The following is a 26,743-nucleotide window of genomic DNA, read 5'->3' as shown; positions in this document are numbered from 1 at the left end:
GCGCCAATAAAAAACCCGGCCGTTGGAACGGCCGGGTTTTTGATCTTCCTCGACGATGCGCTGCTTAGAAGCGGTCGTCCTCGTCGTCGTCAGGCGTGGACGACTTCAGCGACTTGAGCTTGGCGAAGACGGCATCGGCATCGATTTCCTTCTCGTCCTCGCGGTCGGTGCTGTAGGGCAGCTTTTCCGTTTCCTGGGCGGCTTCGAGCGTCGCGCCGAGTTCGGCGGCGGTCGGCAGCGGACGGCCCTTGGAGGCGCGCTCGACTTCCAGGTCGAGATCGATCTGCGAGCACAGGCCGAGCGTCACCGGATCCATCGGCGTCAGATTCGTTGAATTCCAGTGGGTGCGGTCGCGGATCTGCTCGATCGTCGACTTGGTCGTGCCGACGAGACGCGAGATTTGCGCATCCTTCAGTTCGGGATGGTTGCGCACGAGCCAGAGAATGGCGTTCGGGCGATCCTGGCGCTTGGAGACCGGCGTGTAGCGCGGGCCCTTGCGCTTGGATTCCGGCACGCGGACCTTCGGCTCGGAAAGCTTCAGCTTGTGGTTCGGATTGCCTTCCGCGCGGGCAATTTCCTCGCGCGAGAGCTGGCCGGTCGAGATCGGGTCGAGGCCCTTAATGCCCTGGGCTGATTCGCCGTCGGCAATGGCCTTCACTTCGAGCGGGTGCAGTTTGCAGAAAGTGGCGATCTGGTCGAACGACAGCGCCGTGTTGTCGACCAGCCAGACCGCGGTCGCCTTTGGCATGAGCAGCTGTTGAGCCATGGATATAGTCCTCTTGTCCGTCCGCGCCGGTGTCGCGGGCCGTGGGTAGTAACCACTATGTTCCGGGAATTCGGGCCCTCTATAACGCTACTGTCGCAGAAATGCAATTCTTCAAGCGCAAATGACCTTTTGTCTAATTGCCCGAGGACTTTGACCTGATATGTATGCTCGGGAAGCACGGGGACCGGAGGAGATCGGGCCTTGTACATCCGCAGTCTAGGGAGGAAACCATGTCCGCAAAGACCTATCCGGTCCTGAAATCCGCGAAAAGCCGTGCGCTGATCGACAACGAGACCTATCAGAACTGGTATCGCGAGAGCGTCGAGAATCCGGAGCGTTTCTGGGACAAGCATGGCATGCGGATCGACTGGTTCAAGCCCTATACCAAGGTCAAGAACACGTCCTTTTCCGGCAAGGTCCCGATCAAGTGGTTCGAGGACGGCATCACCAATGTCTCCTACAACTGCATCGACCGGCACCTGAAGGCGCATGGCGACGACGTCGCCATCATCTGGGAAGGCGACAACCCCTATATCGACAAGAAGATCACCTATAACGAGCTTTACGATCACGTCTGCCGCATGGCGAACGTGATGAAGAAGCACGGCGTCAAGAAGGGCGACCGCGTCACCATCTACATGCCGATGATTCCGGAAGCGGCCTATGCCATGCTGGCCTGCGCGCGCATCGGCGCCGTGCATTCCGTCGTCTTCGGCGGCTTCTCGCCGGATGCGCTGGCCGGCCGCATCGTCGACTGCGAATCCACCTTCGTCGTCACCTGCGACGAGGGCGTGCGCGGCGGCAAGCCGATCCCGCTCAAGGAAAACACCGATACGGCGATCGACATCGCCGCCAAGCAGCATGTCATCGTCAATAAGGTGCTCGTCGTGCGCCGCACCGGCGGCAAGATCGGCTGGGCGCCCGGCCGCGACATCTGGCATCACCAGGAAGTGCTGACCGTGCCGCGCGATTGTCCGCCGGCCAAGATGAAGGCGGAAGACCCGCTCTTCATCCTCTACACTTCGGGCTCCACCGGCAAGCCGAAGGGCGTTCTGCACACGACGGCGGGCTATCTCGTCTACGCCTCGATGACGCACAAATACGTCTTCGACTATCAGGACGGCGATATCTACTGGTGCACGGCCGATGTCGGCTGGGTCACCGGCCATTCCTACATCGTCTACGGGCCGTTGGCGAACCGCGCGACCACCCTGATGTTCGAGGGCGTGCCGAACTTCCCGGATGCCGGCCGGTTCTGGGAAGTGATCGACAAGCACAAGGTCAATATCTTCTACACTGCCCCGACGGCGATCCGTGCGCTGATGGGCGCCGGCGACGACTTCGTGAAGCGCTCGTCGCGCTCCTCGCTGCGCCTGCTCGGCTCTGTCGGCGAACCGATCAACCCGGAAGCCTGGGAATGGTACTACAACGTCGTCGGCGAGGGCCGTTCGCCGATCGTCGATACCTGGTGGCAGACGGAGACGGGCGGTATCCTGATTACGCCGCTGCCGGGCGCCACGGACCTGAAGCCCGGTTCGGCAACGCGGCCGTTCTTCGGCATCAAGCCGCAACTCGTCGACAACGAGGGCAACGTGCTGGAGGGCGCGGCGGACGGCAATCTCTGCATCGTCGATAGCTGGCCCGGCCAGATGCGCACTGTCTACGGCGATCACAAGCGCTTCGTCGAAACCTACTTCTCCACCTACAAGGGCAAGTATTTCACCGGCGACGGCTGCCGGCGCGACGAGGACGGCTATTACTGGATCACCGGCCGCGTCGACGACGTGCTCAACATTTCCGGCCACCGCCTCGGCACGGCGGAAATCGAATCGGCGCTGGTCTCGCACCATCTCGTCTCGGAAGCGGCCGTCGTCGGCTATCCGCACAGCCTCAAGGGCCAGGGCATCTATTGCTATGTCTCGCTGATGGCCGGCGAGGAGGGCAATGACGCGCTGCGCCAGGACCTCGTCAAGCACGTGCGCAAGGAAATCGGCCCGATCGCTACGCCGGACAAGATCCAGTTCTCGCCCGGCCTGCCGAAGACCCGCTCTGGCAAGATCATGCGCCGCATCCTGCGCAAGATCGCCGAGGATGATTTCGGCGCGCTCGGGGATACGTCGACGCTCGCCGATCCCGCCGTCGTGGACGACCTGATCGCCAACCGGCAGAACAAGGCCGTCGGCTGAGCGGCCTGACAACAGCGAAACGGCGGCCGATGGCCGCCGTTTTCGTTTGAGGGTTGCGGGTCATGGCAGACCCCAATTATTCCTGAGCCGGATTCCCGCTCTCAGAAATCGATCGCCCGACCCTTGATCTCCCAGTCGCCGAAGCGTGCCGGGTCCTCGCCGCCGCGTCCGCCGATCTCCGGCTCGCGTTCGACGGGCTGTGCGGCCTTGCGCCGCTCTTCCGCCTCCTGAAGGGCGCGCAGCGCCGCGGGCGGAAGCACCTTGCGGCCGTCGGAATGATTGTCGTTGTCGCTTTGCATGAAATTCGGCATCCTTCCGGGATATTGAAGAACTCCTCTTCGCTTACCATCATATAGGAGCGTGAGGACACTGTGGAAAGCGGTGATTCACGTGAAACATGCCCTTGACAGCAAGGGGATGGAAATCTGGCAACGAGATCCAACAGGAGCCGAAAACGCATGAACATCGTTCGCACAGCCATGCTGCTCGCCTTCATGACGGCGCTTTTCATGGGCGTGGGCCTGCTCATCGGCGGCAAGGGCGGCATGATGATCGCGCTTCTCGTCGCGATCGGCATGAACTTCTTCTCCTACTGGAATTCCGACCGCATGGTCCTGTCCATGTACGGCGCCAAGGAGGTGGATGAACGCTCGGCGCCGGAATATTACGGCATCGTGCGCGATCTCGCCAAGCGCGCCGGCCTGCCCATGCCGCGCGTCTATGTCATCAATAGCGACCAGCCGAACGCCTTCGCGACCGGACGCAACCCGCAGAACGCCGCCGTCGCCGCCTCGACCGGCCTTCTCCAGGCGCTCTCCTACGAAGAGGTCGCGGGTGTCATGGCGCACGAGCTTGCCCATATCCAGAACCGCGACACGCTGACGATGACGCTGACGGCGACGATCGCCGGCGCGATCTCCATGCTCGCCAACTTCGCCATGTTCTTCGGCGGCAGCGGCAACCGCGAGAACAACAATCCGCTCGGCTTCATTGGCGTGCTGATCGCGATGATCGTCGCGCCCTTCGCCGCCATGCTGGTGCAGATGGCGATCAGCCGGACGCGCGAATATTCCGCCGACAAGCGGGGTGCGGAGATCTGCGGCAACCCGCTGTGGCTCGCCTCGGCGCTGAAGAAGATCGCCGTCGCCGCCGGGCGCATCCCCAACGATGCCGCCGAGCACAATCCGGCGACCGCGCATATGTTCATCATCAATCCGCTGTCGGGCGAGCGCATGGACAACCTGTTCTCCACCCACCCGAACACGGAAAACCGCATTGCCGCGCTTCAGGAAATGGCCCGCGGCATGCAGGCGCGCTCGACGGAACCGGTGCGGGCTGATAATCCGGTGCGCAAATCGCGCTCCGTTCCGACGACGGGCTGGGGACGCGGTGGTTCCGAACCACCCAAGGGTCCCTGGTCTTGAGCGACGACAGAAAACAGAAAACGCATCCGAAACGGCATAATGGCGGCAAGGGCCCGCGGCCCGCGGAGCCTGCCGGCCCCGAAAAGCCGGGCCTGCGCGCCCGGCAGGCGGCGGCCAAGATCCTCGCGGCCGTGGTCGATCGGCGCACGCCGCTCGACGGCATGCTGGACCTGGAAAACGGCAATCCGGCCTATAAGCAGCTGAGCGACGCCGACCGCGCGCTTGTCCGCGCGATTCTCAACACGGCGCTGCGCCACCTCCTCCGCATCGAGGCCATTCTCGACACGCTGGTCGGCACGCCCCTGCCGGAAGGCGCGCGAGCGCTGCACCATGTCCTGACGGTCGCCGCCGCGCAGATTCTCTATCTCGACGTGCCGGATCATTCCGCCGTCGACCTTGCGGTGGAACAGGCGCAGATCGACCCGCGCAACCGCCGCTTCGCCAGCCTCACCAATGCGGTGCTGCGCCGCCTCTCCCGCGAAAAGGCCTCGCATCTCAGCGCGACCCGCACGGTCTCGGTCATCCCGGCCTGGTTCGAGGCGCGGCTTGTCGCCGTTTACGGCAAGGAGCGGGCAGCGCGCATCGGTGAAGCGCTGCTCGAGCCTTCCACAATCGACCTGACCGTCAAGTCCGACCCGGAAGGCTGGGCCGCGCGGCTCGGCGGCCTTGTCCTGCCGACCGGCTCCGTGCGCCTGCCCACCGCCTCCGGCGCCATCCCGGCGCTGGAAGGGTTCGAAGCGGGCGAATGGTGGGTGCAGGACGCAGCGGCCAGCATTCCGGCGAAACTGTTCGGTCCGCTTGCCGGCAAGCAGGTTGCCGATCTCTGCGCCGCGCCGGGTGGCAAGACGGCGCAGCTGGCGCTCGCCGGCGGCGTGGTCACGGCCCTCGACCAGTCCGGCAACCGCCTGAAGCGGCTTGTCGGCAATCTCGACCGGCTCGGCCTGTCGGCGACCACGGTCGAGGCGAACATGGCGGACTACAAGCCCGCCAATCTGTTCGATGCCATCCTGCTCGATGCACCCTGCTCTTCCACCGGTACGATCCGCCGCCACCCGGACGTGCTCTGGACCAAGGGGCCGGAAGACATCGAGAAGCTCGCGCGCCTGCAGGAGCGCTTGCTGCGCCATTCGCTGACGCTGGTGAAGCCCGGCGGCACGCTGGTCTTTTCCAATTGCTCGCTCGATCCGAGCGAGGGCGAGGAGATGATCGCGCGCGTGCTGGCCGACAATCCCGCCTGGCGCATCGATCCGGTCGATCCGGCCGACTGGCCGGGCCTCGAAGCGGCGATCTCCTCCCGCGGCGAATTCCGCACTACGCCCGCCATGCTGCCGGCAACCGCCACGCATGCGGGCGGAATGGATGGTTTTTACGCGGTACGGTTGCGAAATGGCAGTTGAGTGGAATTTTGTTCCAAAATATAGCTGCTTTCATCAACAGTCCATCGCTCGCCAATGAATTGACGCCGCTCGCCTCCTCGGCCTACCTATAGGTTTGGAGGCATTCTTTAACCATGCAGCTTTCCGACCGTCAGCGGCTTCTCTATCTGTATGTGCGTGAGGGGTGGCGTCGCTTCTCGCGAAGGCTTGCCCTGGGCCGGATCAGCGCCATGCGGTTTTCCGGCAGCACGCCGGACCGGCTGATCGTCGCGCCGACGGACCTGCATCCGGCCGATTCCTTCGCCGGCGAAGAAATGACCGCCGGCCGCTTTCCGCTGGCCGGCCGCAGCCTCGACTGCGAGGACGAATCGCCCTTCGCGCTGGAGCTTCCCTCGGAAGAATTCGCCGTGCGGCTGCATTCCTTCGGCTGGCTGCGCCATATGCGGCTGGTCGATCCGGAAAAGGCGTCGCAGACCACGCGCTTCGTCGTCGACGACTGGCTGCAAAGCCATGGGCGGGTCATCGGCGGGCTCGCCTGGCGGCCGGATGTCACGGCCCAGCGCATCATCGCCTGGCTTTCCCATTCGCCGGTCGTGCTGAAGGATGCCGACTACCCCTTCTACCGGCGCTTCCTGAAGAGCCTCGCCTTCCAGGTGCGCTACCTGCGCCATGTGGCGGAGACGACCCGCGACGGGGAACCGCGGCTGCGCGTGCGCATCGCGCTTGCCATGGCCTCCATCGCCATGCCCTCTTCGCCGTCCAAGATGCGCAAGGCCGCGCGCCATCTCGACGAGGAACTTGACCGGCAAATCCTGCCCGACGGCGGCCATTGCTCGCGCAATCCGCGCGCCGCGCTTGATCTCCTGCTCGACCTGCTGCCGCTGCGCCAGACCTATGTCAATCTCGGCCATGACATGCCTTTGCAGCTCATTCCCTGCATCGACCGCATCTACCCGGCGCTGCGTTTCTTCCGCCACCAGGGGGGCGAGCTCGCGCTGTTCAATGGCGCGACCTATACGCTGGCGAACGAATTGATGTCGGCGCTGCGCTATGACGAGACCGGCGGTGCGCCGTTCAAGGCCTTGCCCTCTATCAATTACGATCGGCTGGCGGTGAAGGAAACGGTCGTGCTGATGGATACCGGCCTGCCGAAATCCGTCGACCTCTCCTCGACCGCCGCGTCCGGTACGCTTTCCATCGAGATGTCGTCGGGGAAAAACCGCTTCATCGTCAATTCCGGCCGCCCGCGCTTTGCCGGCGAAGCGATGCGGCAGATGTCGCGCATGACGGCGGCCCATTCGGTCGCGACGCTGAACGACACGTCCTCCTCGCGCATCTCCACCTCCCGCTTCCTCGGGCCGATCGTCATCGGCGGCGTCAGCAAGGTCGATGTATCGCGCACCGAGCGCGAGTCCGGCGCCGACGGTGTGACGGCGACCCATGACGGTTATCTGAAGCGCTTCGGCCTGCTCTACGAGCGCGATATCCTCGTTGCGGCCTCGGGGGGCGAAATTCGCGGGCGCGAGCACTTCTATAAGCCCGGCAATCCGAGTGGGCCGGTCGAGCGCGGGACGGCGGTTGTGCGGTTCCACATCCACCCTGCCATCCAGCTCTACCGCGCTTCGGCCAATGAAACGCGGCTCGTGGCGCCCGACGGCGAGGCCTGGGCGCTGACCTGCCTCGACGTGCCCGTCGAGGAGGAAGAGGACGTCTTCTTCGCCGATCCCTCGGGCGTGCGGGCCTCGCGCCAGCTCACGCTCACCATGCCACTTGCCGAAATGCCCGAGGTTCAGTGGTCGCTGGCGCGACAGCGCTGATTTTCCGGCCGTTCGCGGTTTTCTCGCAGCGGCGCCTGTGATAACGGGGCGCATGACCATCCGGCCCTTCCTCCCGGGCCGTCAGAACGGAGCGCCCCATGGCCGTCATTTCCAAGAAAATCCCCGCCCCCGATCGTGTCGCCGTGCGCACCGCGCTTCTGTCGGTCTCCGACAAGGCGGGTGTCGTCGATCTCGCCAGGGCGCTTGCCGAAAAAGGCGTGCGCCTGCTGTCGACCGGCGGCACGCACAAGGCGCTCAGCGATGCGGGCCTTGCCGTGACCGACGTCTCCGAGGTCACCGGTTTTCCGGAAATCATGGACGGCCGCGTCAAGACGCTGCATCCCTCCGTGCATGGCGGCCTGCTGGCCATCCGCGACGATGTGGAGCATGTCGCGGCGATGAAGGCGCACGGCATCGACGCGATCGACCTTGCCGTCATCAACCTCTACCCGTTCGAGGAGGTCCGCGCCAAGGGCGGCGACTATCCGACGACCGTCGAGAACATCGATATCGGCGGGCCGGCGATGATCCGCGCCTCGGCCAAGAACCATGCCTATGTGACCGTCGTCACCGACCCGGCCGACTACCCGGCGCTGCTGGAGGAACTGGCCGACGGTTCGACCGCCTATGCCTTCCGCCAGCGCATGGCAGCCAAGGCCTATGCCCGCACGGCGGCCTATGACGCGGCGATCTCCAACTGGTTCGCAGAAGCGCTCGATATATCCATGCCGCGCCACCGCGTGCTCGGCGGCGTACTGAAGGAAGAGATGCGCTACGGCGAGAACCCGCACCAGAAGGCGGGTTTCTACGTCACCGGCGAGAACCGCCCGGGCGTCGCGACGGCGACGCTGCTGCAGGGCAAGCAGCTTTCCTACAACAACATCAACGACACGGACGCCGCCTTCGAGCTGGTTGCCGAGTTCCTGCCGGAGAACGGCCCGGCCTGCGCGATCATCAAGCACGCCAATCCCTGTGGCGTCGCCACCGGCAAGACGCTGAAGGACGCCTATGCGCGGGCGCTCGCCTGCGATCCGGTCTCAGCCTTCGGCGGCATCATCGCGCTTAATTCGACGCTCGACGGCGAGACGGCGGAGGAGATCGTCAAGCTCTTCACCGAGGTCATCATCGCCCCGGATGCGGATGAGAAGGCCCGCGCGATCATCGCCGGCAAGCCGAACCTGCGCCTGCTGGTGACGGGCGCCCTGCCCGATCCGCGCATTCCCGGCCTTTCCGCCAAAACGGTCTCCGGCGGCCTTCTCGTGCAGAGCCGCGACAACGGCATGGTCGAGGACCTGGAGCTGAAGGTCGTCACCAAGCGCGCGCCGACGGCGCAGGAGCTTATCGACATGAAGTTCGCCTTCAAGGTCGCCAAGCACGTCAAGTCGAATGCCGTGGTCTATGCCAACGACGGCCAGACGGCGGGCATCGGCGCCGGTCAGATGAGCCGCGTCGATTCGGCCCGCATCGCCGGCCTGAAGGCCGAGGAAGCGGCCAAGGCCATGGGCCTTGCCGAGCCTTTGACGCGCGGTTCCGCGGTCGCCTCCGAAGCCTTCCTGCCCTTCGCGGACGGCCTGCTCTCGGCCATCGCCGCTGGCGCGACGGCGGTCATCCAGCCGGGCGGCTCGATGCGCGATGCGGAAGTGATCGCCGCAGCGGACGAGGCCGGCGTCGCCATGGTCTTCACCGGCATGCGTCATTTCCGGCACTGAACCGGATTCTTCGCCGGAGTCGAAACGCCCCGCCTGCGGGGCGTTTTGCGTTTCAGGGTGCGACCTTCGCCGCCGGATAGGGTGTACGCAGCAGGAGCAGGAAGCCGACGACGAGGAAGACGATAAGCGCCATCATGCCGATGCGTGCCGAGCCGGTGGCCGTCGTGACGAGCGCGACGGAAAGCGGGGCGAGGAAGGACGTGGCGCGGCCCGAAAGGGCATAGAGGCCGAAATAGCGGCCGGCCTCGTCGGGATGGATACTTTGCGCGAGATAGGAGCGCGCCGACGCCTGCACGGGGCCGAAGGCGACGCCGATCAGGAGACCGTAGAGTATATAGGCCTTTTCCGCCGCGGTGCCGAAGAGGCCGCCGGAATCGGCCATCGGCAGCGGGACGAGGCCGAACAGGGTGAAGCCGGGGCCGGTGGAGACGATGCCGATGGTCGCGACGGTGAGGCAGACGAGGCTCACGACGACGACGGTCTTCGAACCGAGGCGCCTGTCCAGCCGGCTGGCATAGAGGCAGCCGCCGATGGCGACGACATTGAGGATGATGCCGTAGATGCCGAGCTCGAAGGTCCGCCAGGCGAACATGCCGGCCGCGAACGTGCCGCCAAGTGCAAGCAGACCGTTGACGCCGTCCTGGTAGATCATGCGGGCGACGAGGAAGCGCAATATGCCCGGTTTGCTGCGGAGATCGCGCAGCGCGGCGGAAAGGTCGGCGAAGCCGGCGCGCACGGCGGCGGCGATGGGCAGCCCCTTGCTCTGGTCCGGCGTGAAGAAGAACATCGGCAGGATGAAGACGAGATACCAGATCGCCGAGATCGGCCCGGTGATGCGTGCGTCCTCGCCCGCCGCCGCATCGAGGCCGAAGAGCGGGGCGATGCCGATCGCGGTCCTGCCCGTTTCCGGGTTGGCGGCGAGCAGCGCCACAACGGCGATCAGCACGATCATGCCGCCGAGATAGCCGAGCCCCCACGCGATGTTGGAGATGCGGCCGGCATCCTCGGGCTTGACGAGCCGCGGCATCATCGAATCGTTGAAGACGATGGAAAACTCCGCCGCGACGGTCGCGAGCACGATCATGGCCATGGCGAAGGGAAGGCTGCTGCCGGGCGCGGCAAACCAGAGGGCCGCAAGCGACAGGATCTTGATCACCGCGAAAGCGGCGATCCACGGTTTTCGCGCGCCGGAGGCGTCGGCGATCGAACCCATGATCGGCGCAAGCAGCGCAATCGTTATGCCGGCAATGGTGAGCGTGTAGCTCCAGGCGGCCTGACCGGCGGCATGGTCCTCGGTGAGGCGCGAGACGAGATAGGGGCCGAAGATGAAGGTGGTTATGACGGTGAAGAAGGGCTGCGCCGCCCAGTCGAACAGCATCCAGCCCGTTATGCCGAGACGGCCGACCTTCGGCTCACGGCCTTGCACAACGCTCGTCATCGCCCCTCCTCGACTGCGGGGCAACGACCGCGCGCCCGTCCTCAGCCGGCTAACGGAAACGATGTTCCGTCAGCCGGCAGCGGACTGTCTCATTTCGCCCTTTCCTGTGCAAGGTCGCTCAGGATGCCGGCGGCGACGCTGACCTTGGCGAGCGTGGCCTCGCCGCCCTCCGTCAGGGCCGAGAGGTTTGCCGTCACGCGGGCGAGACGTTCCTTCTCGGCCTGCTGCCAGGCGGCGAGCGGGGTCTTGTCGCTTTTGTGGCGGGTCAGGATGGCGCTGGCGAGGTCGCGGCGAGCATTGGCGATGTCGGTGAGGCTGCGCTGCAAGGCGAGCGCCTCGTAGAGATCGCCGGCCGGGATGCGGCCTGCCGCCGAAAGCAGGCGGCCGATGTTCAGCGCCGAGCTGACGCCGGCGAAGGTCTGCGCCGTCTTGCCGAGCGTGTCGCCGGTCGCGCCGGCGATCAGCATGACCTCGGGCACGAAGGTCAGCATGGAGAGCGTGGCGATCTCCTCGGCCAGTTCGCTCGGCACGCCCTCGTCCTCATAGCCATGGGCCTTGCGGCGGGCCTCGTCGCCGGCCTGTTCCGAGATCAGCGTCGCAAGGTTCGGGCGAAGCTGCTTCAGCGCCTGCCTGAGCTTGGCCACCGCCTGGTCCATCGGGCTGGAGACGGCGCCCGTCGTCAAGAGCAGGCCGGTGACGGTGGCGTAGATGCGGCCGATCTCCTCGTAGAGCTCGTTCTGCACGGAACCGGCGACCTGGTTGTCCAGTGCGTCGACGCCGGCATAGAGCGCCGAGAGGCCATAGCCGTCGCGGGCGATGATCGCCGCCTTAACCGCATCGGCCGGGCCGAAGCCGGTGCCGTCGGTCAGCGTGTTGACGAAGGCCGGGCCGCCGCGGTTGATCACCTCGTTGGCAAGGATCGTCGCGATGATCTCGCGGCGCAGGCGATGCGAGCGGATGTCGTCCGCATAGGTCTTCTGCATCTTCGCCGGGAAGTAGCCCGTCAGCATCGGCTCGAAATAGGGCTCGTCCGGCAGGCCGGTATGGATGAGCTCGTCGAACAGGACCAGCTTGGCATAGGAGAGCAGCACGCCGATCTCCGGCCGCGTCAGCGGCTTGCCGGCCTGGTAGCGCTCGGCGACCGTCCGGTCGTCCGGCAGGGTCTCGACCTTGCGGTTGAGCTGGCCGGCGGCTTCCAGCCGGTCCATCAGGCGCGTCAGCGGCGCGCGGTTGGCCGCGCCCTGCCGTTCCGTCAGCGAGATCGCCAGGGATTGCAGGTAGTTGTTGCGCAGCACGAGATGGGCCACCTCGTCGGTCATGGAGGCGAGCAGCACGTTGCGCTTTGCGCGCGTCAGCCGCTCGTCACGCATGGCCGAAGCGAGCGCGATCTTGATGTTGACCTCGACGTCCGACGAGTTGACGCCGGCCGAGTTGTCGATGGCGTCGGAATTGCTGCGCCCGCCCTTGAGGCCGAAGGCGATGCGCCCGCGCTGGGTGACGCCGAGATTGGCGCCCTCGCCGATCACCTTGGCGCGCACGTCCTCGCCGACGATGCGGATCGGATCGTTGGCGCGGTCGCCCACCTCCGCGTCCGTCTCGTTCTGGCCGCGGATATAGGTGCCGATGCCGCCGAACCACATGAGGTCCACGGGGGCCTTGAGGATCGCCGTCATGATCTCGAACGGCGTCGCCTTGGCCTTGTCGAGGCCGATCACGGCCATGGCTTCCGGTGTCAGCGTCACGGATTTCTCCGTGCGCGGGATGATCATCGCACCCTTGGAGAGCACCGAACGGTCATAGTCCTGCCAGCTCGAGCGCGGCAGGTTGAACATGCGGCGGCGCTCTGCGAAGGACGTATCGGTATCCGGCGAAGGATCGATGAAGATGTCGCGGTGGTCGAAGGCGGCGACGAGCCGGATCTTGCGCGACAGCAGCATGCCGTTGCCGAAGACGTCGCCCGACATGTCGCCGACGCCGGCAACGGTGAAGGGCGTCTTCTGGATGTCGATGTTCATCTCACGGAAGTGGCGCTTGACGGTCTCCCAGGCGCCGCGGGCGGTGATGCCCATCTTCTTGTGGTCGTAGCCGGCCGAGCCGCCCGAGGCAAACGCGTCGTCGAGCCAGAAGCCGGCTTCCTGGGCAAGGCCGTTCGCCGTGTCGGAGAAGGTCGCCGTGCCCTTGTCGGCGGCGACGACGAAATAGGGATCGTCACCGTCGATGCGCACCGTGTCGGCCGGCGGCACGATGTCCTGCCCGACAATGTTGTCGGTGACGGACAGCAACGTGCGGATATAGGTCTTGTAGGCCTCGGTTCCCGCCTTGAAGACGGCGTCGCGGCTGCCGCCGACCGGAAGCTGCTTGGGATAGAAGCCGCCCTTGGCGCCGACCGGCACGATGACCGAGTTCTTCACCTGCTGCGCCTTGACGAGGCCCAGCACTTCCGTGCGGTAGTCCTGCGCGCGGTCCGACCAGCGAAGGCCGCCGCGGGCGACCTTGCCGAAGCGCAGGTGCACGCCTTCCACTTCCGCGCCGTAGACGAAGATCTCGCGGAAGGGGCGCGGTTCCGGCAGGCCGTCGAGGGCCTTGGGGTCGAGCTTGATCGCCAGCGTCCTGCGCGGCTTGCCGTCCGCGTCGCGCTGGAAGTAGTTCGTGCGTAGCGTCGCCTCGATGGCGTTGACATAGCGGCGCAGGATGCGGTCCTCGTCGAGGCTCGGCACGTTTGCCAGCGCCGCCTCGATGGCCGCCGCCGCATCCGCCGACTTCTTCTCGCGCTGGCGATCCGAGAGCTTCGGATCGAGGCGGGTGTCGAACAGGCGGAAGAGCTCGGCGGCGATGGAAGGATATTTGTTCAGCGTGTCGGCGATGTAGCCCTGCGAATAGGCGATGCCGGTCTGCCGCAGGTAGCGCGAATAGGTGCGCAGCGCCATGATCTCGCGCGCCGAAAGGCCGCCGGTGAGGATCAGGCGGTTCAGCGCGTCGTCGTCCACCTCGCCATGCCAGGCCGCGAGGAAGCCTTCCTCCAGCATCGGGCTCAGCTTGGCGAGATTGACCTCCAGCCCGTCGCGCTGCTTCAGCTCCATGTCGTGCAGGATGACGCGGCGCTCGCTGCCGTCGAGACCGACCAGCGTGAGATCGTGCGTCTGCTCGCTGACGACGTTGAAGCCGAGATTTTCGAGGAGCGGCACGCGCCGCGACAGCGAAACCGGCTCGCCGGCGTGGAAGATCTTCAGTTCGACCGTGGTGAGATCCGTGTTCCAGGCCTTGCGGTAGAAGGCGATGCGGATCGGGTTTTCCTCTGTCGCGGTCGTGATGAGCGCGAGGTCGGCATGGGCTTCGGCGGGGGTGAAGTCCTCCTGGTAACCGCGGTCGGCGACGAGGCGCATGCCGTCGGCGTTGGAAAGCGCCTCGAAGCGATCGGTCCAGCGCGTCGCGATCTCGCGCACGGCCTGTTCGAGCTTGGGCTGCGGGATGCGCGGCGTCTTGCCGCCGGAGCGGCCGATGATGAAGTGCACGCGGGCAAGGCCGCCTTCCGGGAAAGCCGGATAGTAGGCCGAGACGCGGCCGTCATAAGCCGACTTCAGATAGTTGCCGATCTTTTCGCGCACGTCCGAATCGTATTGCTCACGCGGCACGTAGACGATGACCGAGACGAAGCGGTCGAAGCGGTCGATGCGCGGCAGGACGCGGATGCGCGGGCGGTCGGACAGCTCGTTGATCTGCTCACAGAAGGTGGCGAGCAGGCCGGTGTCGATCTGGAAGAGGTCGTCGCGCGGATAGGATTCCAGCGTGTTGATCAGCATCTTGCCGGAATGGCTCTTCGGGTCGTAACCGAAATGCTCGACGACGGCCTCCACCTTGGAGCGCAGCAGCGGGATCTGGCCGGCGGCGTGCGTATAGGCCGTGGAGGTGAAGAGGCCGACGATGCGCAGCTCCCCGATCACCTTGCCCTTCTCGTCGAAGCGTTTCAGGCCGACATAATCCATATAGGCCCGGCGGTGCACGACGGATTTCACATTGGCCTTGGTGACGATGAGGAAATCCGGGCCTTCGAGGAATTCGAGGATTTCCGGCGTCGTCGTCACGGCGTCCTTGCCGAGGCGCAGCACGCGCACATCCGGGTCGGAGAGGATGCCGAGGCCTTCGCCGCCGCGTTCCACGGTCGCCGCCTCGCCCTTGCCGGAATAGCTGTATTCCCGCATGCCGAGGAAGGTGAAGTTGTTGGCGCGCAGCCAGGTAAGGAAGGCGAGCGCCTCGTCCTTGTCGGCCTTGGCCTTGGCATAGCGCTCCATGTCGGCCATGGCGCTGTCGAGCTTTTCGACCATTGCCGGCCAGTCGTCGACGGCGAGATGGACCTGGTGCAGCACGGTGTTCACGCGCTCGGCGAGCGATGCGGCCTCGGCCGGCGAAAGCTCGGAAAGGTGGATCTCGATATGGCTGACCCGGTGCGCCGGGTCGCTCTCCTCGTCCGGCGAGAAGAGCTTCGGCGCCTCACCCGGCGTCACGACGAGGATCGGGTGGATCGCAAGGTGGATGTCGCGATGCGTGCTCGTCACCTCGCCCATCACCGAATCGTAGAGGAACGGCTGGTTGCGGTCGGTGACGGAGAGCACGGAGACCGGCTGACCCTGCGGCCGGACGTCATCGAGCGTGGTGACGGTAACGCGCGGTGCGGTGCCGTCCCAGGCCTCAATTTCGGCCATGGCGTGGGCCGCGGCCGCGGCCAGCATCTCGCCGGTATAGTGCTCGATATCGTCCTTGCTGGCACGCCCGAAAAGGATATCGGGGTTGAGCGTCTTTGCGCCGAGGGCGGCTGCTGCGGCCTTTGCGGCCTCGATGTGTTTTTCTCGTTTCATGTTCGTCCTAGCACCCATGGAATTCTCCCTCGAATCCGATGGCCGGGACGTTAGCAGAAGAAAAAATACGCGCGACGAAATTTGTGCTTATGCGAGAAAATTCAATCGATTTTGTCCGGAATAGGTCAGTTTTGCTGTCGTTTTGTCATGAAAATCCTGTTTTTTCGTCGAAAAGCAGCCCAAAACACGCCGAAGCCGTTCAATCCGGTCATTCGGCCGAAAGGGATTTTCGGGGCGGGCGTTGACAGGAAAACACCCCCTTGCCATCACTCGGCCATAGCGAAGGGAGCCGGCCATGAACGATAGCGACAAGGGCGCGGTCATCGTCATTTCGAGCCATGTGGTGCGCGGCACGGTCGGCAACCGCGCCGCGGTCTTCGCGCTCGAGACACTCGGCCATCCGGTCTGGGCGTTGCCGACGGTCATCCTGCCCTGGCATCCCGGCCACGGTCGTGCGACGCGTGTCGCCATCCCGGCCGAGGATTTCGATGCGGTCGTCTCCGACCTTATCGCCGCGCCCTGGCGCGGCGAGGTGAAGGCGGTGCTGTCGGGCTATCTCGCCAGCGCGGCGCAGGCCCGCTCGGTGGCGCGGCTCGTCGAGAGCCTGCGCGCCGACAACCCCGACCTTCTTTACATGTGCGATCCGGTCTGCGGCGACGAGCGCGGCCTCTACGTGCCGGAGGAAACGGCGGTGGCGATCCGCGAAGGCCTGATCCCGCTTGCCTCCGTCGCGACGCCGAACCGCTTCGAGCTGGCCTGGCTTGCCGGCGCACCGCTGGAGACGAACGCGGCGATCATGGAGGCGGCCCTGTCGCTCGGGCCCTCGCGTATGCTCGTCACCTCTTCGCTGCCGCTGATGGCGGGCAGCACCGGCAATCTCTATCTTTCCGGGCGCAGCGCGCTGCTCGCCGAGCACCGCCTCGTGCCGAACCCGCCGAATGGCACAGGCGATCTCCTCTCTGCGATCTTCCTTTCCCGGATGATGGAGGGCCTGCCGGACGAGCGGGCCCTGATGTCGGCGACCGCCAGCGTCTTCGAGATCGTCGCGCGCACGGCCAAGCGCGGCGCCGACGAGCTGACACTGGAACAGGACGCCTCCAGCATCTCGACGCCGATGGCCAGGGTGCACATGCGCCGCCTCGTGCATCCGGCGCAAACGCGGCGTTCGTGAGCTGGGGCCGTAGCGCGATCCGGCCTTGCGCCGTGCCCTTTGGAGTGGTTTATGCGTCAAGCCGGATGGAGCCTCGTCCGGCAGATCGTATCACGGGGGTATTCCGACACATGAACCGCTTTCCCGATCGTCTTCTGAATGGCTATCGCAATTTCATGTCCGGCCGCTATGCCGAGCAGTCGGCGCGCTACAGGGCACTCGCCGAAACCGGCCAGAAACCGAAGACGCTGGTGATCGCCTGTTGCGATTCCCGCGCCGCGCCGGAAACGATTTTCGACAGCGGGCCGGGCGAGCTCTTCGTCGTGCGCAACGTTGCCAACCTCGTGCCGCCCTACGAGCCGGACGGCCAGTTCCACGCAACCTCGGCCGCGCTCGAATTCGCCGTGCAGTCGCTGAAGGTCAGCGACATCGTGGTGATGGGCCATGGCCGCTGCGGCGGCATTTCCGCCGCGCTCGACCCGGATGCCGAACCGCTGTCGCCCGGCGATTTCATCGGTAAGTGGATGGGCATGCTGAAGCCGGTCGCCGAACAGATCCAGGGCGCCGAGATCCTCACTCGGGCCGAGCGCCAGCGGGCGCTGGAGCGCGTATCCATCCGCAACTCGCTCAACAACCTCAGGACCTTCCCCTGCGTGCGCATCCTGGAGGAAAAGGGCCGTGTGCAGTTGCATGGCGCCTGGTTCGACATTTCGACCGGCGAACTCTGGGTCATGGATGCCAAGACCGGCGATTTCATGCGGCCGAGCCTTTAGAGCATTTTCGCGTTTTCCGAATCGCGAAAGCTTTCAACGAAAAACCCGGCGCGAAGCCTCGCACCGGGTTTTTTGCATTCGGAAGATGCCGGCGATCAGTTGCCGTCGATTTCCGCGCCGATGATGGCGATCGCGCGCTGGTAGACGCTTGCCGCGTTCCAGCCCTGCAGGGCGCCGAAATTGCCTTCGCCCGGCTGGTAGCCGCCGCCGGCGCTCCAGCCGTGGCCGCGCAGGAAGTTCGCCGTGGAGGCGAGCGCGTCGGCCTTCGAGCCGACGAGGTCGATGCGGCCGTTGCCGTCGCCGTCGACGCCGTATTTCAGGACGTTGGCCGGCAGGAACTGCGTCTGGCCGATTTCGCCGTGCGCCGCGCCGCGTGCCGAGGTGCTGAGCGTGCCGTTCTGCACGAGCTGCAGCGTGGCATAGAGCTGATTGGTGAAATAGTCCGAACGGCGGCAGTCATAGGCGAGCGTCGCGACGGCCGAGATGGTGTGTTCCTTGCCGAGGAAGCCGCCGAAGCCGGTTTCCATGCCCCAGATCGCCAGAAGCGGGCCGGCCGGCACGCCGTAGCGGCTCTCGATGCGCTTGAAGAGGGCGGCGTTCTGCTGCTTCAGGCTCTTGCCGCGGCGGATGATCGCCTGGCCGCCGCGCTTCTGCATGAACTGGTCGAGCGAGAGCTTGAAGCTCTTCTGGCCGCGGTCGGCGCGGATCGTGGCGCGGGCGTAGCTGACATTGGCGAAGGCCTTGTCCAGCGTCGAGCGGCTGATGCCGCGGCTTGCCGCCTCGTCCTTGAAGGATTCCACCCAGGACGGAAAACCGCCCGCATCGTTGCCGCAGCTTGCTGCTTCAGCCATCGCCGGCAGCGCTGCCGTAGCGATCATTGCGGCCAGCACCTTGGCCACGCTCTTTGTCATGCCCATGAAAAACCCCGTGATCTTCGTCAAATTCCGCTGCGGGAGCATGCCATGCTCCCCTGTTCCTGTCACCGCACCATGCCGTGAACATGCCCGGCATCCTTGCCGGACCGGTTCAAAGCGAAGTCCCGATTGTTCTCAGACGGAACAACCGGGACTTTTATTTATAGTTGGTTAAGGGAACGTTGCCACTTTTCACCGAAACGCGGAACGTCCCTACCTTTTTTCAGGCGGCCTGCTTCTTCGCCTTGATCAGGCCGCGGGCGACGAGCAGTTCCGCGATCTGGATGGCGTTGAGGGCGGCACCCTTGCGCAGGTTGTCGGAGACGACCCACATGTTGAGGCCGTTTTCGACGGTTGCGTCCTCGCGGATGCGCGAGATGTAGGTGGCGTCCTCACCGGCCGATTCGTACGGGGTGATGTAGCCGCCGTTCTCGTGCTTGTCGATGACCTGGCAACCCGGCGCCTCGCGCAGGATCTCGCGGGCCTCGTCCGCGGTGATTTCGTTCTCGAACTCGATGTTGACCGATTCGGAATGGCCGATGAAGACGGGAACGCGCACGGCCGTGCAGGTCACCTTGATCTTGGGGTCGAGCATCTTCTTGGTCTCGGCGAGAACCTTCCACTCTTCCTTCGTGTAGCCGTCTTCCATGAAGCTGTCGATGTGCGGAATGACGTTGAAGGCGATGCGCTTGGTGAACTTCTTCGATTCGACCGGGTCGGCGACGAAGACGGCGCGGGTCTGCTGGAAGAGCTCGTCCATGCCTTCCTTGCCGGCGCCCGAGACGGACTGGTAGGTCGAGACGACGACGCGCTTGATCGTGGCGCGGTCATGCAGCGGCTTCAGCGCGACGACGAGCTGGGCGGTCGAGCAATTCGGGTTGGCGATGATGTTCTTGCGGCTGAACTGGGCGATGGCGTCCGGGTTCACTTCCGGCACGATCAGCGGAACCTCCGCGTCGTAGCGCCAGGCCGAGGAATTGTCGATGACGACGCAGCCCTGGGCACCGATCTTCGGTGAATACTTCTGCGAAACCGTGCCGCCGGCCGACATCAGGCAGATGTCCGTGTCGGAGAAATCGTAGTTTTCGAGGTTCTGCACCTTCAGCGTCCTGTCGCCGAAGGAGACTTCGGTGCCCTGCGAGCGGGCGGATGCCAGTGCCACGACCTCATCGGCAGGGAAGCCGCGCTCGGCGAGGATGTTCAGCATCTCGCGGCCGACATTGCCGGTCGCGCCGGCGATTGCAATCTTGAAACCCATGTCTAAAGCTCTCTTTCTCTGTCTCTCCGCGGGTCAGGAGGGGAAACCCGCCGGCCGTGACGCGGGTTTCGGTCCCCGGCCATACCGGGGAGAGAGCGGTGGGCCAGAGACGTCAGACGGTTTTCGTCGTCGTTTTGGCCGTTGTTTTGGAAATCGATACGCAATAGCGAACCCGTCCGGCGTTGAAGGCCGGAGCGATCATGCGGGCGATGGATTGTCCAAGGCGGTACATGCAGGTTCCTTTGCGTGCGTGCTGAATACGCTCATCTGCCGAAGAGTCAAGCGTTCCGTAACGGATCGTGTGCCTGCGACCTAAGTCGTACATCGAAAGTCATAAGCCCAAAGCAGCGCTGATGCGGCCATGGGTTTTCTGCCATTCTTTCATCGAGGCGCACCCCGTCCGGCGTTTTAGGGAGAAACTCCGGACCAGCATGGGCTGCCCCGGTATGCCGTTTTTGTGGAGGACAAACAAATGGCAAATGTTTCGACGGTGGGCAACGCCAAGGCGACGCCCATGACGGGCGAGCAGAAGAAGGTGATCTTCGCCTCTTCGCTCGGCACCGTTTTCGAGTGGTACGATTTCTATCTTTACGGTTCGCTGGCGATCTATATCGGCGCGACCTTCTTCAGCCAGTATCCCGAGACGACGCGCAATATCTTCGCGCTGCTCGCCTTCGCCGCCGGCTTCCTCGTGCGTCCGTTCGGCGCGTTGGTGTTCGGCCGCCTCGGCGATCTCGTCGGCCGCAAATACACCTTCCTCGTCACCATCCTCATCATGGGCTTCTCGACCTTCGTCGTGGGCCTCCTGCCCGGTGCCGCGTCCATCGGCATCGCCGCCCCGATCATCCTGATCCTGCTGCGCATGCTGCAGGGCCTGGCGCTCGGCGGCGAGTATGGCGGCGCTGCCACCTATGTGGCCGAGCATGCCCCGGACGGCCGGCGCGGCTACTTCACATCGTGGATCCAGACGACGGCGACGCTCGGCCTGTTCCTGTCGCTGGTGGTCATCCTCGCGGTGCAGTTCATGGTCGGCAAGGAAGCATTCGCCGCCTGGGGCTGGCGCATCCCGTTCCTGCTCTCGGCCATCCTGCTCGGCGTTTCCGTTTGGATCCGCCTGAAGATGAACGAATCGCCCGCCTTTGCGAAGATGAAGGAAGAGGGCAAGGGCTCCAAGGCCCCGCTGACCGAAGCCTTCGGCCAGTGGCGCAATGCCAAGATCGCGCTGCTCGCACTGTTCGGTGCCGTCGTCGGCCAGGCCGTCGTCTGGTATTCCGGCCAGTTCTACGCGCTGTTCTTCCTGACGGGCGTGCTGAAGGTCGACGGTCAGTCGGCGAACCTGATGGTCGCGGCCTCGCTGCTGCTGGGCACCGGCTTCTTCGTCTTCTTCGGCTGGCTGTCGGACAAGATCGGCCGCAAGCCGATCATCATGGCCGGCCTGCTGCTTGCCATGCTGACCTACTTCCCGCTGTTCAAGGCGCTGACCTGGGCCGGCAACCCGGCGCTTGCCACCGCGCAGGATACGGTCCGTGCAACGGTCACCGCCGCTCCGGGCGACTGCAAGTTCCAGTTCAACCCGACAGGCACGGCGAAGTTCACCACCTCTTGCGACATCGCGACCGACTTCCTGACCCGCAACTCCGTACCCTATGACGTCGTCACCACGGCGGCTGCCGGTACGCCGGCCACGGTCAAGATCGGCGAAAAGACGATCACGAGCTACGACGCCATCGCCTCGGCAGACCAGGCAAAGGCGCTCGACGCCGGGTTCAAGAAGGACGTCAACATCGCGCTTCACGATGCCGGCTATCCGCTGGTCCGCGGCGCAGCCAAGGTTCCGGACAGCAAGCTCGACGCCTTCGTCGCCGCCAACCCGGAACTCGCCCTCGATGCCGCCGCCATCCGCGCCGGCGAGAAGGCGACCATGCCCGCGGCCGACCTCGTCACGGCCAAGCTGCTGACGGCCGAAGAAGCCGCCGGCGCCACCGACATGGCCGTCTACACGATCGACAAGGCCGGCGCCTTCACCATGGTCGCCGACCCCGCGAACGTGAACTGGGTCACGATCATCGCCGTGCTGACCGTGCTCGTGATCTATGTCACGATGGTCTACGGCCCGATCGCAGCCCTGCTGGTCGAACTGTTCCCGACCCGCATCCGCTACACCGGCATGTCGCTGCCCTATCATATCGGCAACGGCTGGTTCGGCGGCCTGCTTCCGGCAACGGCCTTCGCGATGAGCGCGGCCCAGGGCGATATCTACTATGGCCTCTGGTATCCGATCGTCTTCGCCGGCATCACCCTTGTCATCGGCCTTCTCTTCCTGCCGGAAACGAAGGACCGCGACATCCACGCCATGGACTGATCACCCCCTTCCGATCCGTTCATGACGAGCCGGCCCGTGGCGACACGGGCCGGTTTTTCATTGGGGTTTTGCAAGAAGCGATTTGGGCAGCGGCCAGCCGCGTTCGTCGAAACGGAAGAGCCATTGCCGGTGCGCGAAGAAGAAGGCGGTGGCGACGGCGGTCCACAGACCGAGCAGCAGGCCGGCGGCCACGTCGCTTGGATAGTGCGCGCCGACGATGACGCGGGAGGCGCCGATCATCAGGGCGCCGATGAGGAAGAGCGGGCGCAGCCGCGGCGCCAGCATGGAGAAGGCGCCGAAGAAAGCGCCGACCGCCGCTGAGTGGCCGGAGGGAAAGCTGGAATAGAGGTCGTCATAGGCGAAGGGCGTCAGGCTGTAGGCGCCGTGCTCGGAAAAGAGCTCCGGCCGCGCGCGGCCGACGATCAGCTTGAAGAGATGGACCAGCGCGCTCGTCGCCCCGATCGTCAGGAAGAAGTAGAGCGGCAGGCGCCACGCGGTTCTGGCGCGGCCTGCGGTGGTCTCGTTCCGGCTGATCCGGTGGACGATATAGGCGACGATGACCAGAAAGCCGGAACCGTAGATCATCCAGGCGAAAGTGCCGAAATCCGTGATGCGCTCGTTGAAGGCGACGATGCCGCCGGGTAGGCCCTGCGCGCGTTGCGATAGCGTTGGATCGAAGGGAACGAGGGCCACGACGAGCACGACGGTGGCGGCGAGTATCCAGAGCGTGGAGGTGGCGAGCGATCGGTTCATGGTCGTCCCTTGAAGGCGGCGTTGCCTCCATGTGCTGGCGGTTGCCGGCATTTCAAGGGCGGAAAACGAAAAAGGCTCCCGGGGCTGGTGCGCCGGGAGCCTTTTCAGTTGTGTCGCCTGTTTCAGGCGGAAAGCTTTTTGAAGGCGGCGAGGATCGCGTCGCCCATCTCGGCGGTGCCGACCTGGCGGCTGCCCTCGGCCATGATGTCGCCGGTGCGGATGCCGCTGTCGAGAACGTCGGCAATCGCCTTTTCGAGGTTGTCGGCTTCCGTGACCATGTTGAACGAGTAGCGCAGGCACATGGCGAAGGAGGCGATCATGGCGATCGGGTTGGCGATGCCCTTGCCGGCGATATCGGGCGCCGAGCCGTGCACCGGCTCGTAGAGCGCCTTGCGCTGGCCCTTGGCATCCGGCGCGCCGAGCGAGGCGGACGGCAGCATGCCGAGCGAACCGGTCAGCATGGCAGCGACGTCGGAAAGCATGTCGCCGAAGAGGTTGTCCGTCACGATGACGTCGAACTGCTTCGGCGCGCGCACAAGCTGCATGCCGCCGGCATCGGCCAGCATGTGCTCGAGCTGAACGTCGGAATAGCTGCGCTTGTGCGTTTCCGTCACGACCTGGTTCCACAGCACGCCGGACTTCATGACGTTGCGCTTTTCCATCGAGCAGACGCGGTTGCCGCGCGTGCGGGCCAGCTCGAAGGCGACGCCGGCGATGCGCTCGATCTCGTAGGTGTCGTAGACCTGCGTGTCGATACCGCGCTTCTGGCCGTTGCCGAGATCGATGATCTCCTTCGGTTCGCCGAAATAGACGCCGCCGGTCAGCTCGCGCACGATGAGGATATCGAGGCCTTCGACCAGCTCGGGCTTCAGCGAGGAGGCATTCGCGAGCGCCGGGTAGCAGATCGCCGGGCGCAGGTTCGCGAAGAGCTTCAGGTCCTTGCGCAGGCGAAGCAGGCCGGCTTCCGGGCGTACCTCATAGGGCACGGCATCCCATTTCGGGCCGCCGACGGCGCCGAACAGCACGGCGTCCGCCGCGAGCGCCTTCTCCATGTCGCCTTCCGAGATCGCCGCGCCATGGGCGTCATAGGCCGAGCCGCCGACGAGGCCTTCGTCGGTTTCAAAGCCGGCGCCGAGCTCGGCGTTCATATAGGCGATGATCTTGCGGACTTCCGCCATGGCTTCCGGGCCGATGCCGTCGCCGGGCAGAAGGAGGAGGTTACGCGCTGTCATGGGATTTTCCTTGATGTCACGGAAGGGTTGGGCGCTTCTTAGCGCAACTTCCGTTCAAGGAAAATCATCGGGAAGAAAGAATTTTGCGCGGGCGCCTTCGCCTTTTGGCTAGCTGCGGCGCAGCGCCGTCATCTCGATCTCGATCAGCATTTCCGGCCGGATGAGGTCGCAGACGACCATGGTGGCGGCGGGGCGGATCGAACCGAAGGTCTCGCCGAGGATCGGGAAGACGCGGTCGGCAAAGGCCGCTTCGGTGACATAGTAGTGGCAGCGCACGACGTCGGCAAAGGAGAAGCCGGCGTCCTCCAGGGCCTTGCCGATGGTGGCAAGGCAGTTGCGCGTCTGCTCCTCGACGCTTTCGGGCATGATCATGGTGGCATAGTCGTAGCCGGTCGTGCCGGAAACGAAGCACCAGTTGCCCTCGACGACGGCGCGCGAATAGCCCGCCGTCGCTTCGAAAGGGGAGCCGGAGGAGATCAGCCGGCGCATGCGCTTCAAGCCCAGGGACGCGAGGACGCGGTGGCTTTCTCGAAACTGTCGATCGACGTCGCCTTTTCCAGCGTCAGGCCGATGTCGTCGAGGCCGTTCAGCAGGCAATGGCGGCGGAAGGCGTCGATCTCGAAGCCGATGCGGCCGCCGTCGGGACCGGTGATTTCCTGAGCTTCCAGGTCAACGGTCAGGATGGCGTTGGAACCGCGGCTGGCGTCGTCCATCAGCTTGTCCAGGTCTTCCTGGCTGACGACGATCGGCAGGATGCCGTTCTTGAAACAGTTGTTGTAGAAGATGTCGGCGAAGCTCGTGGAAATCACGCAGCGGATGCCGAAGTCGAGCAGCGCCCACGGCGCATGCTCGCGCGAGGAGCCGCAGCCGAAATTGTCGCCGGCGACGAGGATCGTGGCGTTCTGGTAGGCCGGCTTGTTCAGCACGAAGCTTTCGTTGACGCTGCCGTCCTCGTTGTAGCGCGCTTCGGCGAAGAGGCCCTTGCCGAGGCCGGTGCGCTTGATCGTCTTGAGGTAGTCCTTCGGGATGATCATGTCCGTGTCGATATTGACGACGGGAAGCGGCGCGGCGACGCCGGTCAGCTTGACGAACTTGTCCATGCGGAAACCCTCGAAATGCGGTGATATCGGTTGGTGCAAGCGTTTAGATCAGTTTTCCCGGAATTTGAAGGAGAATCTTCGGGAAACCCGGGCTGCAAACGCAAATGCCGGGCGCGAAAGCGCGCCCGGGTGTCTCTTCCTCGGGAAGGGTGCGGCTTCAGAGATCGATGATCGTGCCGCGACCGTCGTTCCAGATGCGCGGTTCGCGCTGGCCGGCTGCCCTGCGATCGTTGCGGGCGGTCGCGCGGACCGGCGCCGGCTGGAGCTTGGCGGCAAGCATGGAGCCGAGCATCAGCACGGCGACGATGCCGGCGATGGCAAGGCCCACGGAGGCGGCGAACAGGAAGGTCGCGCCTGCGATCATCAGGCTGAGGACGGTGAAGACGATGGAGCGGATACGCTGCATTTTGATTTGCCCTTTCTCTGAGAAGCAATGTGGGGGCCGATTTTGTCCATTGCAAGGCCGAATTTCGTAGTGCTTGCGGCCTGCGACAAAGCGCGGCAAAAAGGACGGATGAACAGGACACCCCACCACCATCCGCTTCGCCTGCGCCGCTCGGTGCTGAGCGTTCCCGCCGCAAATGCCCGGGCGCTTGCCAAGTCCGCCGCGCTCGATTGCGACGCAATCATCTTCGACCTCGAAGATTCCGTGCTGCCCGAGAAGAAGGCGGATGCGCGCGCCGCCCTCATCGCACATTTCGAGACGCTCGACCGGTCGTCCGGCTGCGAGCACGTCATCCGCATCAACACGCTCGATGGGCCGGACGGCGTGCTCGACCTGGAAGCGGTGCTCGAATGCATGCCCGATGCGGTGCTGCTGCCGAAGGTGTCGGAACCCCAGGACGTCCTGACCGTCGCCGACTGGCTTTCCGAGGCGGGTGCGGACGACGGCCCGCGGCTCTGGGCGATGATCGAGACCGCGGCCGGCCTGCTCAACGTCGCGCCGCTCGCCGAGACGGGCCGCACCCATGGCGGCCGGCTCGACTGCTTCGTCGTCGGCCTCAACGACCTGCGCAAGGAGACCGGCATCGCCGATATTGCCGGCCGACCCTATCTTGTGCCGCTGCTGCTGCAGGTCGTGGTGGCGGCACGGGCCTCGGGGCTCGATGTCGTCGATGCCGTGTTCAACGATTTTGCCGATGAGGAGGGCCTTGCGGCGGAGTGCCGGCAGGGCCGCCACATGGGCTTCGACGGCAAGATGCTGATCCATCCGGCGCAGATCGCGGCGGCGAACGAGGCCTATGGCGTGACGGAGGCCGAGGCGGCCGAGGCGCTCGCTATCGTCGCCGCCTTCGCTGCGCCGGAAAACGCCGGCAAGGCGGTCATCAACCTTGCCGGACGCATGGTCGAAAAACTCCATGCCGACCAGGCCGGGCGTCTTCTCGCCAAGGCCGACCTGATAAACGAGAGAAAGAAGAACGCATGAAAGTCTACCGCTTCCTGACCGCCCCCGACGACGCCTCGTTCTGCCACAAGGTGACGCTGGCGCTGAACAAGGGCTGGGAACTGCACGGCTCGCCGAGCTACGCCTACAATGCCGAGGCCAAGGTCATGCAGTGCGGCCAGGCGGTCGTGAAGGACGTTCCGGGCAAGGAATACACGCCGGATATCAAGCTTTCCGAGCAGTAATCC

Annotated in this window: 21 protein-coding genes; 10 read left to right on the top strand and 11 right to left on the bottom strand. The window is 65.0% G+C overall.

What is annotated here, in order from left to right:
* Window positions 1-64 precede the first annotated feature (64 nt).
* Entirely contained in the window at window positions 65-766 is a 702-nt protein-coding gene (locus Q9316_RS18700) for a DUF1013 domain-containing protein (RefSeq protein WP_306033064.1), read from the bottom strand.
* 230 nt (window positions 767-996) lie between these two features.
* Between Q9316_RS18700 and acs the strand changes: the two genes are divergently transcribed.
* Window positions 997-2,952 (top strand): acetate--CoA ligase, encoded by a 1,956-nt coding sequence (gene acs, locus Q9316_RS18695; RefSeq protein WP_306033063.1) that lies wholly within the window; start codon window positions 997-999, stop codon window positions 2,950-2,952.
* Window positions 2,953-3,053: 101 nt separating this feature from the next.
* Here acs and Q9316_RS18690 read toward each other — a convergent pair whose 3' ends face one another.
* Entirely contained in the window at window positions 3,054-3,251 is a 198-nt protein-coding gene (locus Q9316_RS18690; RefSeq protein ID WP_306033062.1) for a DUF1674 domain-containing protein, read from the bottom strand.
* A gap of 159 nt (window positions 3,252-3,410) precedes the next feature.
* Here Q9316_RS18690 and htpX point away from each other — a divergent pair, with 159 nt between their 5' ends.
* From htpX to purH, 4 genes are all read left to right on the top strand, one after another.
* Window positions 3,411-4,376, top strand: a complete 966-nt coding sequence (gene htpX / locus Q9316_RS18685) for a zinc metalloprotease HtpX (protein ID WP_306033061.1) — start codon at window positions 3,411-3,413, stop codon at window positions 4,374-4,376.
* On the top strand, window positions 4,373-5,773 hold the full coding sequence (locus Q9316_RS18680; RefSeq protein ID WP_371877935.1) for an RsmB/NOP family class I SAM-dependent RNA methyltransferase: 1,401 nt from the start codon (window positions 4,373-4,375) through the stop codon (window positions 5,771-5,773). Before htpX ends, Q9316_RS18680 begins: the two co-directional genes overlap by 4 nt.
* Before the next feature lie 113 nt (window positions 5,774-5,886).
* Window positions 5,887-7,569 (top strand): heparinase II/III family protein, encoded by a 1,683-nt coding sequence (locus tag Q9316_RS18675; RefSeq protein ID WP_306033060.1) that lies wholly within the window; start codon window positions 5,887-5,889, stop codon window positions 7,567-7,569.
* A 98-nt stretch (window positions 7,570-7,667) separates the two neighbouring features.
* A complete protein-coding gene (gene purH, locus Q9316_RS18670; protein ID WP_306033059.1) occupies window positions 7,668-9,278 on the top strand; it encodes a bifunctional phosphoribosylaminoimidazolecarboxamide formyltransferase/IMP cyclohydrolase in 1,611 nt (536 codons plus the stop codon).
* A 52-nt stretch (window positions 9,279-9,330) separates the two neighbouring features.
* On the opposite strand, the gene Q9316_RS18665 is transcribed toward purH, so the two are convergent.
* A complete protein-coding gene (locus tag Q9316_RS18665; RefSeq protein ID WP_306033058.1) occupies window positions 9,331-10,716 on the bottom strand; it encodes an MFS transporter in 1,386 nt (461 codons plus the stop codon).
* Window positions 10,717-10,805: 89 nt separating this feature from the next.
* Window positions 10,806-15,587: an NAD-glutamate dehydrogenase gene (locus tag Q9316_RS18660; protein ID WP_306033057.1), complete on the bottom strand. Its 4,782-nt coding sequence runs from the start codon at window positions 15,585-15,587 to the stop codon at window positions 10,806-10,808.
* Window positions 15,588-15,864: 277 nt separating this feature from the next.
* On the opposite strand from Q9316_RS18660, the gene pdxY reads away from it, so the two are divergent.
* Both pdxY and Q9316_RS18650 read left to right on the top strand, forming a co-directional pair.
* Complete coding sequence (gene pdxY / locus Q9316_RS18655; RefSeq protein ID WP_306033056.1) at window positions 15,865-16,740, top strand: pyridoxal kinase PdxY; 876 nt, start codon at window positions 15,865-15,867, stop codon at window positions 16,738-16,740.
* Between the two features lie 110 nt (window positions 16,741-16,850).
* Window positions 16,851-17,492: a carbonic anhydrase gene (locus tag Q9316_RS18650; RefSeq protein ID WP_306033055.1), complete on the top strand. Its 642-nt coding sequence runs from the start codon at window positions 16,851-16,853 to the stop codon at window positions 17,490-17,492.
* 95 nt (window positions 17,493-17,587) lie between these two features.
* Here the strand turns inward: Q9316_RS18650 and Q9316_RS18645 are convergent, their stop codons facing one another.
* The gene (locus tag Q9316_RS18645) at window positions 17,588-18,409 is read right to left on the bottom strand and encodes a lytic murein transglycosylase (protein WP_306033054.1); all 822 of its coding nucleotides are present in this window, start codon (window positions 18,407-18,409) and stop codon (window positions 17,588-17,590) included.
* Between the two features lie 220 nt (window positions 18,410-18,629).
* Entirely contained in the window at window positions 18,630-19,664 is a 1,035-nt protein-coding gene (locus Q9316_RS18640) for an aspartate-semialdehyde dehydrogenase (protein ID WP_306033053.1), read from the bottom strand.
* Between the two features lie 472 nt (window positions 19,665-20,136).
* Here Q9316_RS18640 and Q9316_RS18635 point away from each other — a divergent pair, with 472 nt between their 5' ends.
* A complete protein-coding gene (locus tag Q9316_RS18635) occupies window positions 20,137-22,026 on the top strand; it encodes an MFS transporter (protein WP_306033052.1) in 1,890 nt (629 codons plus the stop codon).
* A 57-nt stretch (window positions 22,027-22,083) separates the two neighbouring features.
* On the opposite strand, the gene Q9316_RS18630 is transcribed toward Q9316_RS18635, so the two are convergent.
* The 5 genes from Q9316_RS18630 to Q9316_RS18610 all read right to left on the bottom strand — a co-directional run bounded on the left by Q9316_RS18630 (window position 22,084) and on the right by Q9316_RS18610 (window position 25,517).
* Window positions 22,084-22,779, bottom strand: a complete 696-nt coding sequence (locus tag Q9316_RS18630) for a phosphatase PAP2 family protein (RefSeq protein ID WP_306033051.1) — start codon at window positions 22,777-22,779, stop codon at window positions 22,084-22,086.
* Between the two features lie 122 nt (window positions 22,780-22,901).
* Complete coding sequence (gene leuB / locus Q9316_RS18625) at window positions 22,902-24,011, bottom strand: 3-isopropylmalate dehydrogenase (RefSeq protein ID WP_306033050.1); 1,110 nt, start codon at window positions 24,009-24,011, stop codon at window positions 22,902-22,904.
* A 108-nt stretch (window positions 24,012-24,119) separates the two neighbouring features.
* Entirely contained in the window at window positions 24,120-24,500 is a 381-nt protein-coding gene (locus Q9316_RS18620) for a RidA family protein (protein WP_306033049.1), read from the bottom strand.
* A gap of 5 nt (window positions 24,501-24,505) precedes the next feature.
* Complete coding sequence (gene leuD / locus Q9316_RS18615) at window positions 24,506-25,111, bottom strand: 3-isopropylmalate dehydratase small subunit (RefSeq protein ID WP_306033048.1); 606 nt, start codon at window positions 25,109-25,111, stop codon at window positions 24,506-24,508.
* A gap of 157 nt (window positions 25,112-25,268) precedes the next feature.
* Window positions 25,269-25,517, bottom strand: a complete 249-nt coding sequence (locus Q9316_RS18610; protein ID WP_306033047.1) for a hypothetical protein — start codon at window positions 25,515-25,517, stop codon at window positions 25,269-25,271.
* Between the two features lie 108 nt (window positions 25,518-25,625).
* Here Q9316_RS18610 and Q9316_RS18605 point away from each other — a divergent pair, with 108 nt between their 5' ends.
* Both Q9316_RS18605 and Q9316_RS18600 read left to right on the top strand, forming a co-directional pair.
* Window positions 25,626-26,537: an HpcH/HpaI aldolase/citrate lyase family protein gene (locus Q9316_RS18605; protein ID WP_306033046.1), complete on the top strand. Its 912-nt coding sequence runs from the start codon at window positions 25,626-25,628 to the stop codon at window positions 26,535-26,537.
* Window positions 26,534-26,740, top strand: coding sequence for a DUF1737 domain-containing protein (locus tag Q9316_RS18600; protein ID WP_306033045.1), 207 nt, complete (start codon window positions 26,534-26,536; stop codon window positions 26,738-26,740). The genes Q9316_RS18605 and Q9316_RS18600 overlap by 4 nt, the downstream gene beginning before the upstream one ends.
* The last annotated feature ends 3 nt before the right edge of the window (window positions 26,741-26,743 follow it).

It is taken from the genome of Shinella zoogloeoides, assembly GCF_030733845.1.
Lineage (GTDB): Bacteria > Pseudomonadota > Alphaproteobacteria > Rhizobiales > Rhizobiaceae > Shinella > Shinella zoogloeoides_C.
Note: the sequence above shows the minus strand (reverse complement) of the source record. Positions and strands in the feature narration are given on the sequence as shown.

Bases quoted from the DNA above. Each gene is read 5' to 3' on its own strand.
- Q9316_RS18665 (WP_306033058.1), bottom strand. From the start codon at position 10,716: ATGACGAGCGTTGTGCAAGGCCGTGAGCCGAAGGTCGGCCGTCTCGGC.
- purH (WP_306033059.1), top strand. From the start codon at position 7,668: ATGGCCGTCATTTCCAAGAAAATCCCCGCCCCCGATCGTGTCGCCGTG.
- Q9316_RS18700 (WP_306033064.1), bottom strand. From the start codon at position 766: ATGGCTCAACAGCTGCTCATGCCAAAGGCGACCGCGGTCTGGCTGGTC.
- Q9316_RS18650 (WP_306033055.1), top strand. From the start codon at position 16,851: ATGAACCGCTTTCCCGATCGTCTTCTGAATGGCTATCGCAATTTCATG.
- Q9316_RS18645 (WP_306033054.1), bottom strand. From the start codon at position 18,409: ATGGGCATGACAAAGAGCGTGGCCAAGGTGCTGGCCGCAATGATCGCT.
- Q9316_RS18675 (WP_306033060.1), top strand. From the start codon at position 5,887: ATGCAGCTTTCCGACCGTCAGCGGCTTCTCTATCTGTATGTGCGTGAG.
- Q9316_RS18660 (WP_306033057.1), bottom strand. From the start codon at position 15,587: ATGGGTGCTAGGACGAACATGAAACGAGAAAAACACATCGAGGCCGCA.
- Q9316_RS18640 (WP_306033053.1), bottom strand. From the start codon at position 19,664: ATGGGTTTCAAGATTGCAATCGCCGGCGCGACCGGCAATGTCGGCCGC.
- Q9316_RS18620 (WP_306033049.1), bottom strand. From the start codon at position 24,500: ATGCGCCGGCTGATCTCCTCCGGCTCCCCTTTCGAAGCGACGGCGGGC.
- Q9316_RS18605 (WP_306033046.1), top strand. From the start codon at position 25,626: ATGAACAGGACACCCCACCACCATCCGCTTCGCCTGCGCCGCTCGGTG.
- Q9316_RS18690 (WP_306033062.1), bottom strand. From the start codon at position 3,251: ATGCAAAGCGACAACGACAATCATTCCGACGGCCGCAAGGTGCTTCCG.
- leuD (WP_306033048.1), bottom strand. From the start codon at position 25,111: ATGGACAAGTTCGTCAAGCTGACCGGCGTCGCCGCGCCGCTTCCCGTC.
- Q9316_RS18630 (WP_306033051.1), bottom strand. From the start codon at position 22,779: ATGAACCGATCGCTCGCCACCTCCACGCTCTGGATACTCGCCGCCACC.
- Q9316_RS18600 (WP_306033045.1), top strand. From the start codon at position 26,534: ATGAAAGTCTACCGCTTCCTGACCGCCCCCGACGACGCCTCGTTCTGC.
- Q9316_RS18635 (WP_306033052.1), top strand. From the start codon at position 20,137: ATGGCAAATGTTTCGACGGTGGGCAACGCCAAGGCGACGCCCATGACG.
- htpX (WP_306033061.1), top strand. From the start codon at position 3,411: ATGAACATCGTTCGCACAGCCATGCTGCTCGCCTTCATGACGGCGCTT.
- acs (WP_306033063.1), top strand. From the start codon at position 997: ATGTCCGCAAAGACCTATCCGGTCCTGAAATCCGCGAAAAGCCGTGCG.
- Q9316_RS18610 (WP_306033047.1), bottom strand. From the start codon at position 25,517: ATGCAGCGTATCCGCTCCATCGTCTTCACCGTCCTCAGCCTGATGATC.
- leuB (WP_306033050.1), bottom strand. From the start codon at position 24,011: ATGACAGCGCGTAACCTCCTCCTTCTGCCCGGCGACGGCATCGGCCCG.
- pdxY (WP_306033056.1), top strand. From the start codon at position 15,865: ATGAACGATAGCGACAAGGGCGCGGTCATCGTCATTTCGAGCCATGTG.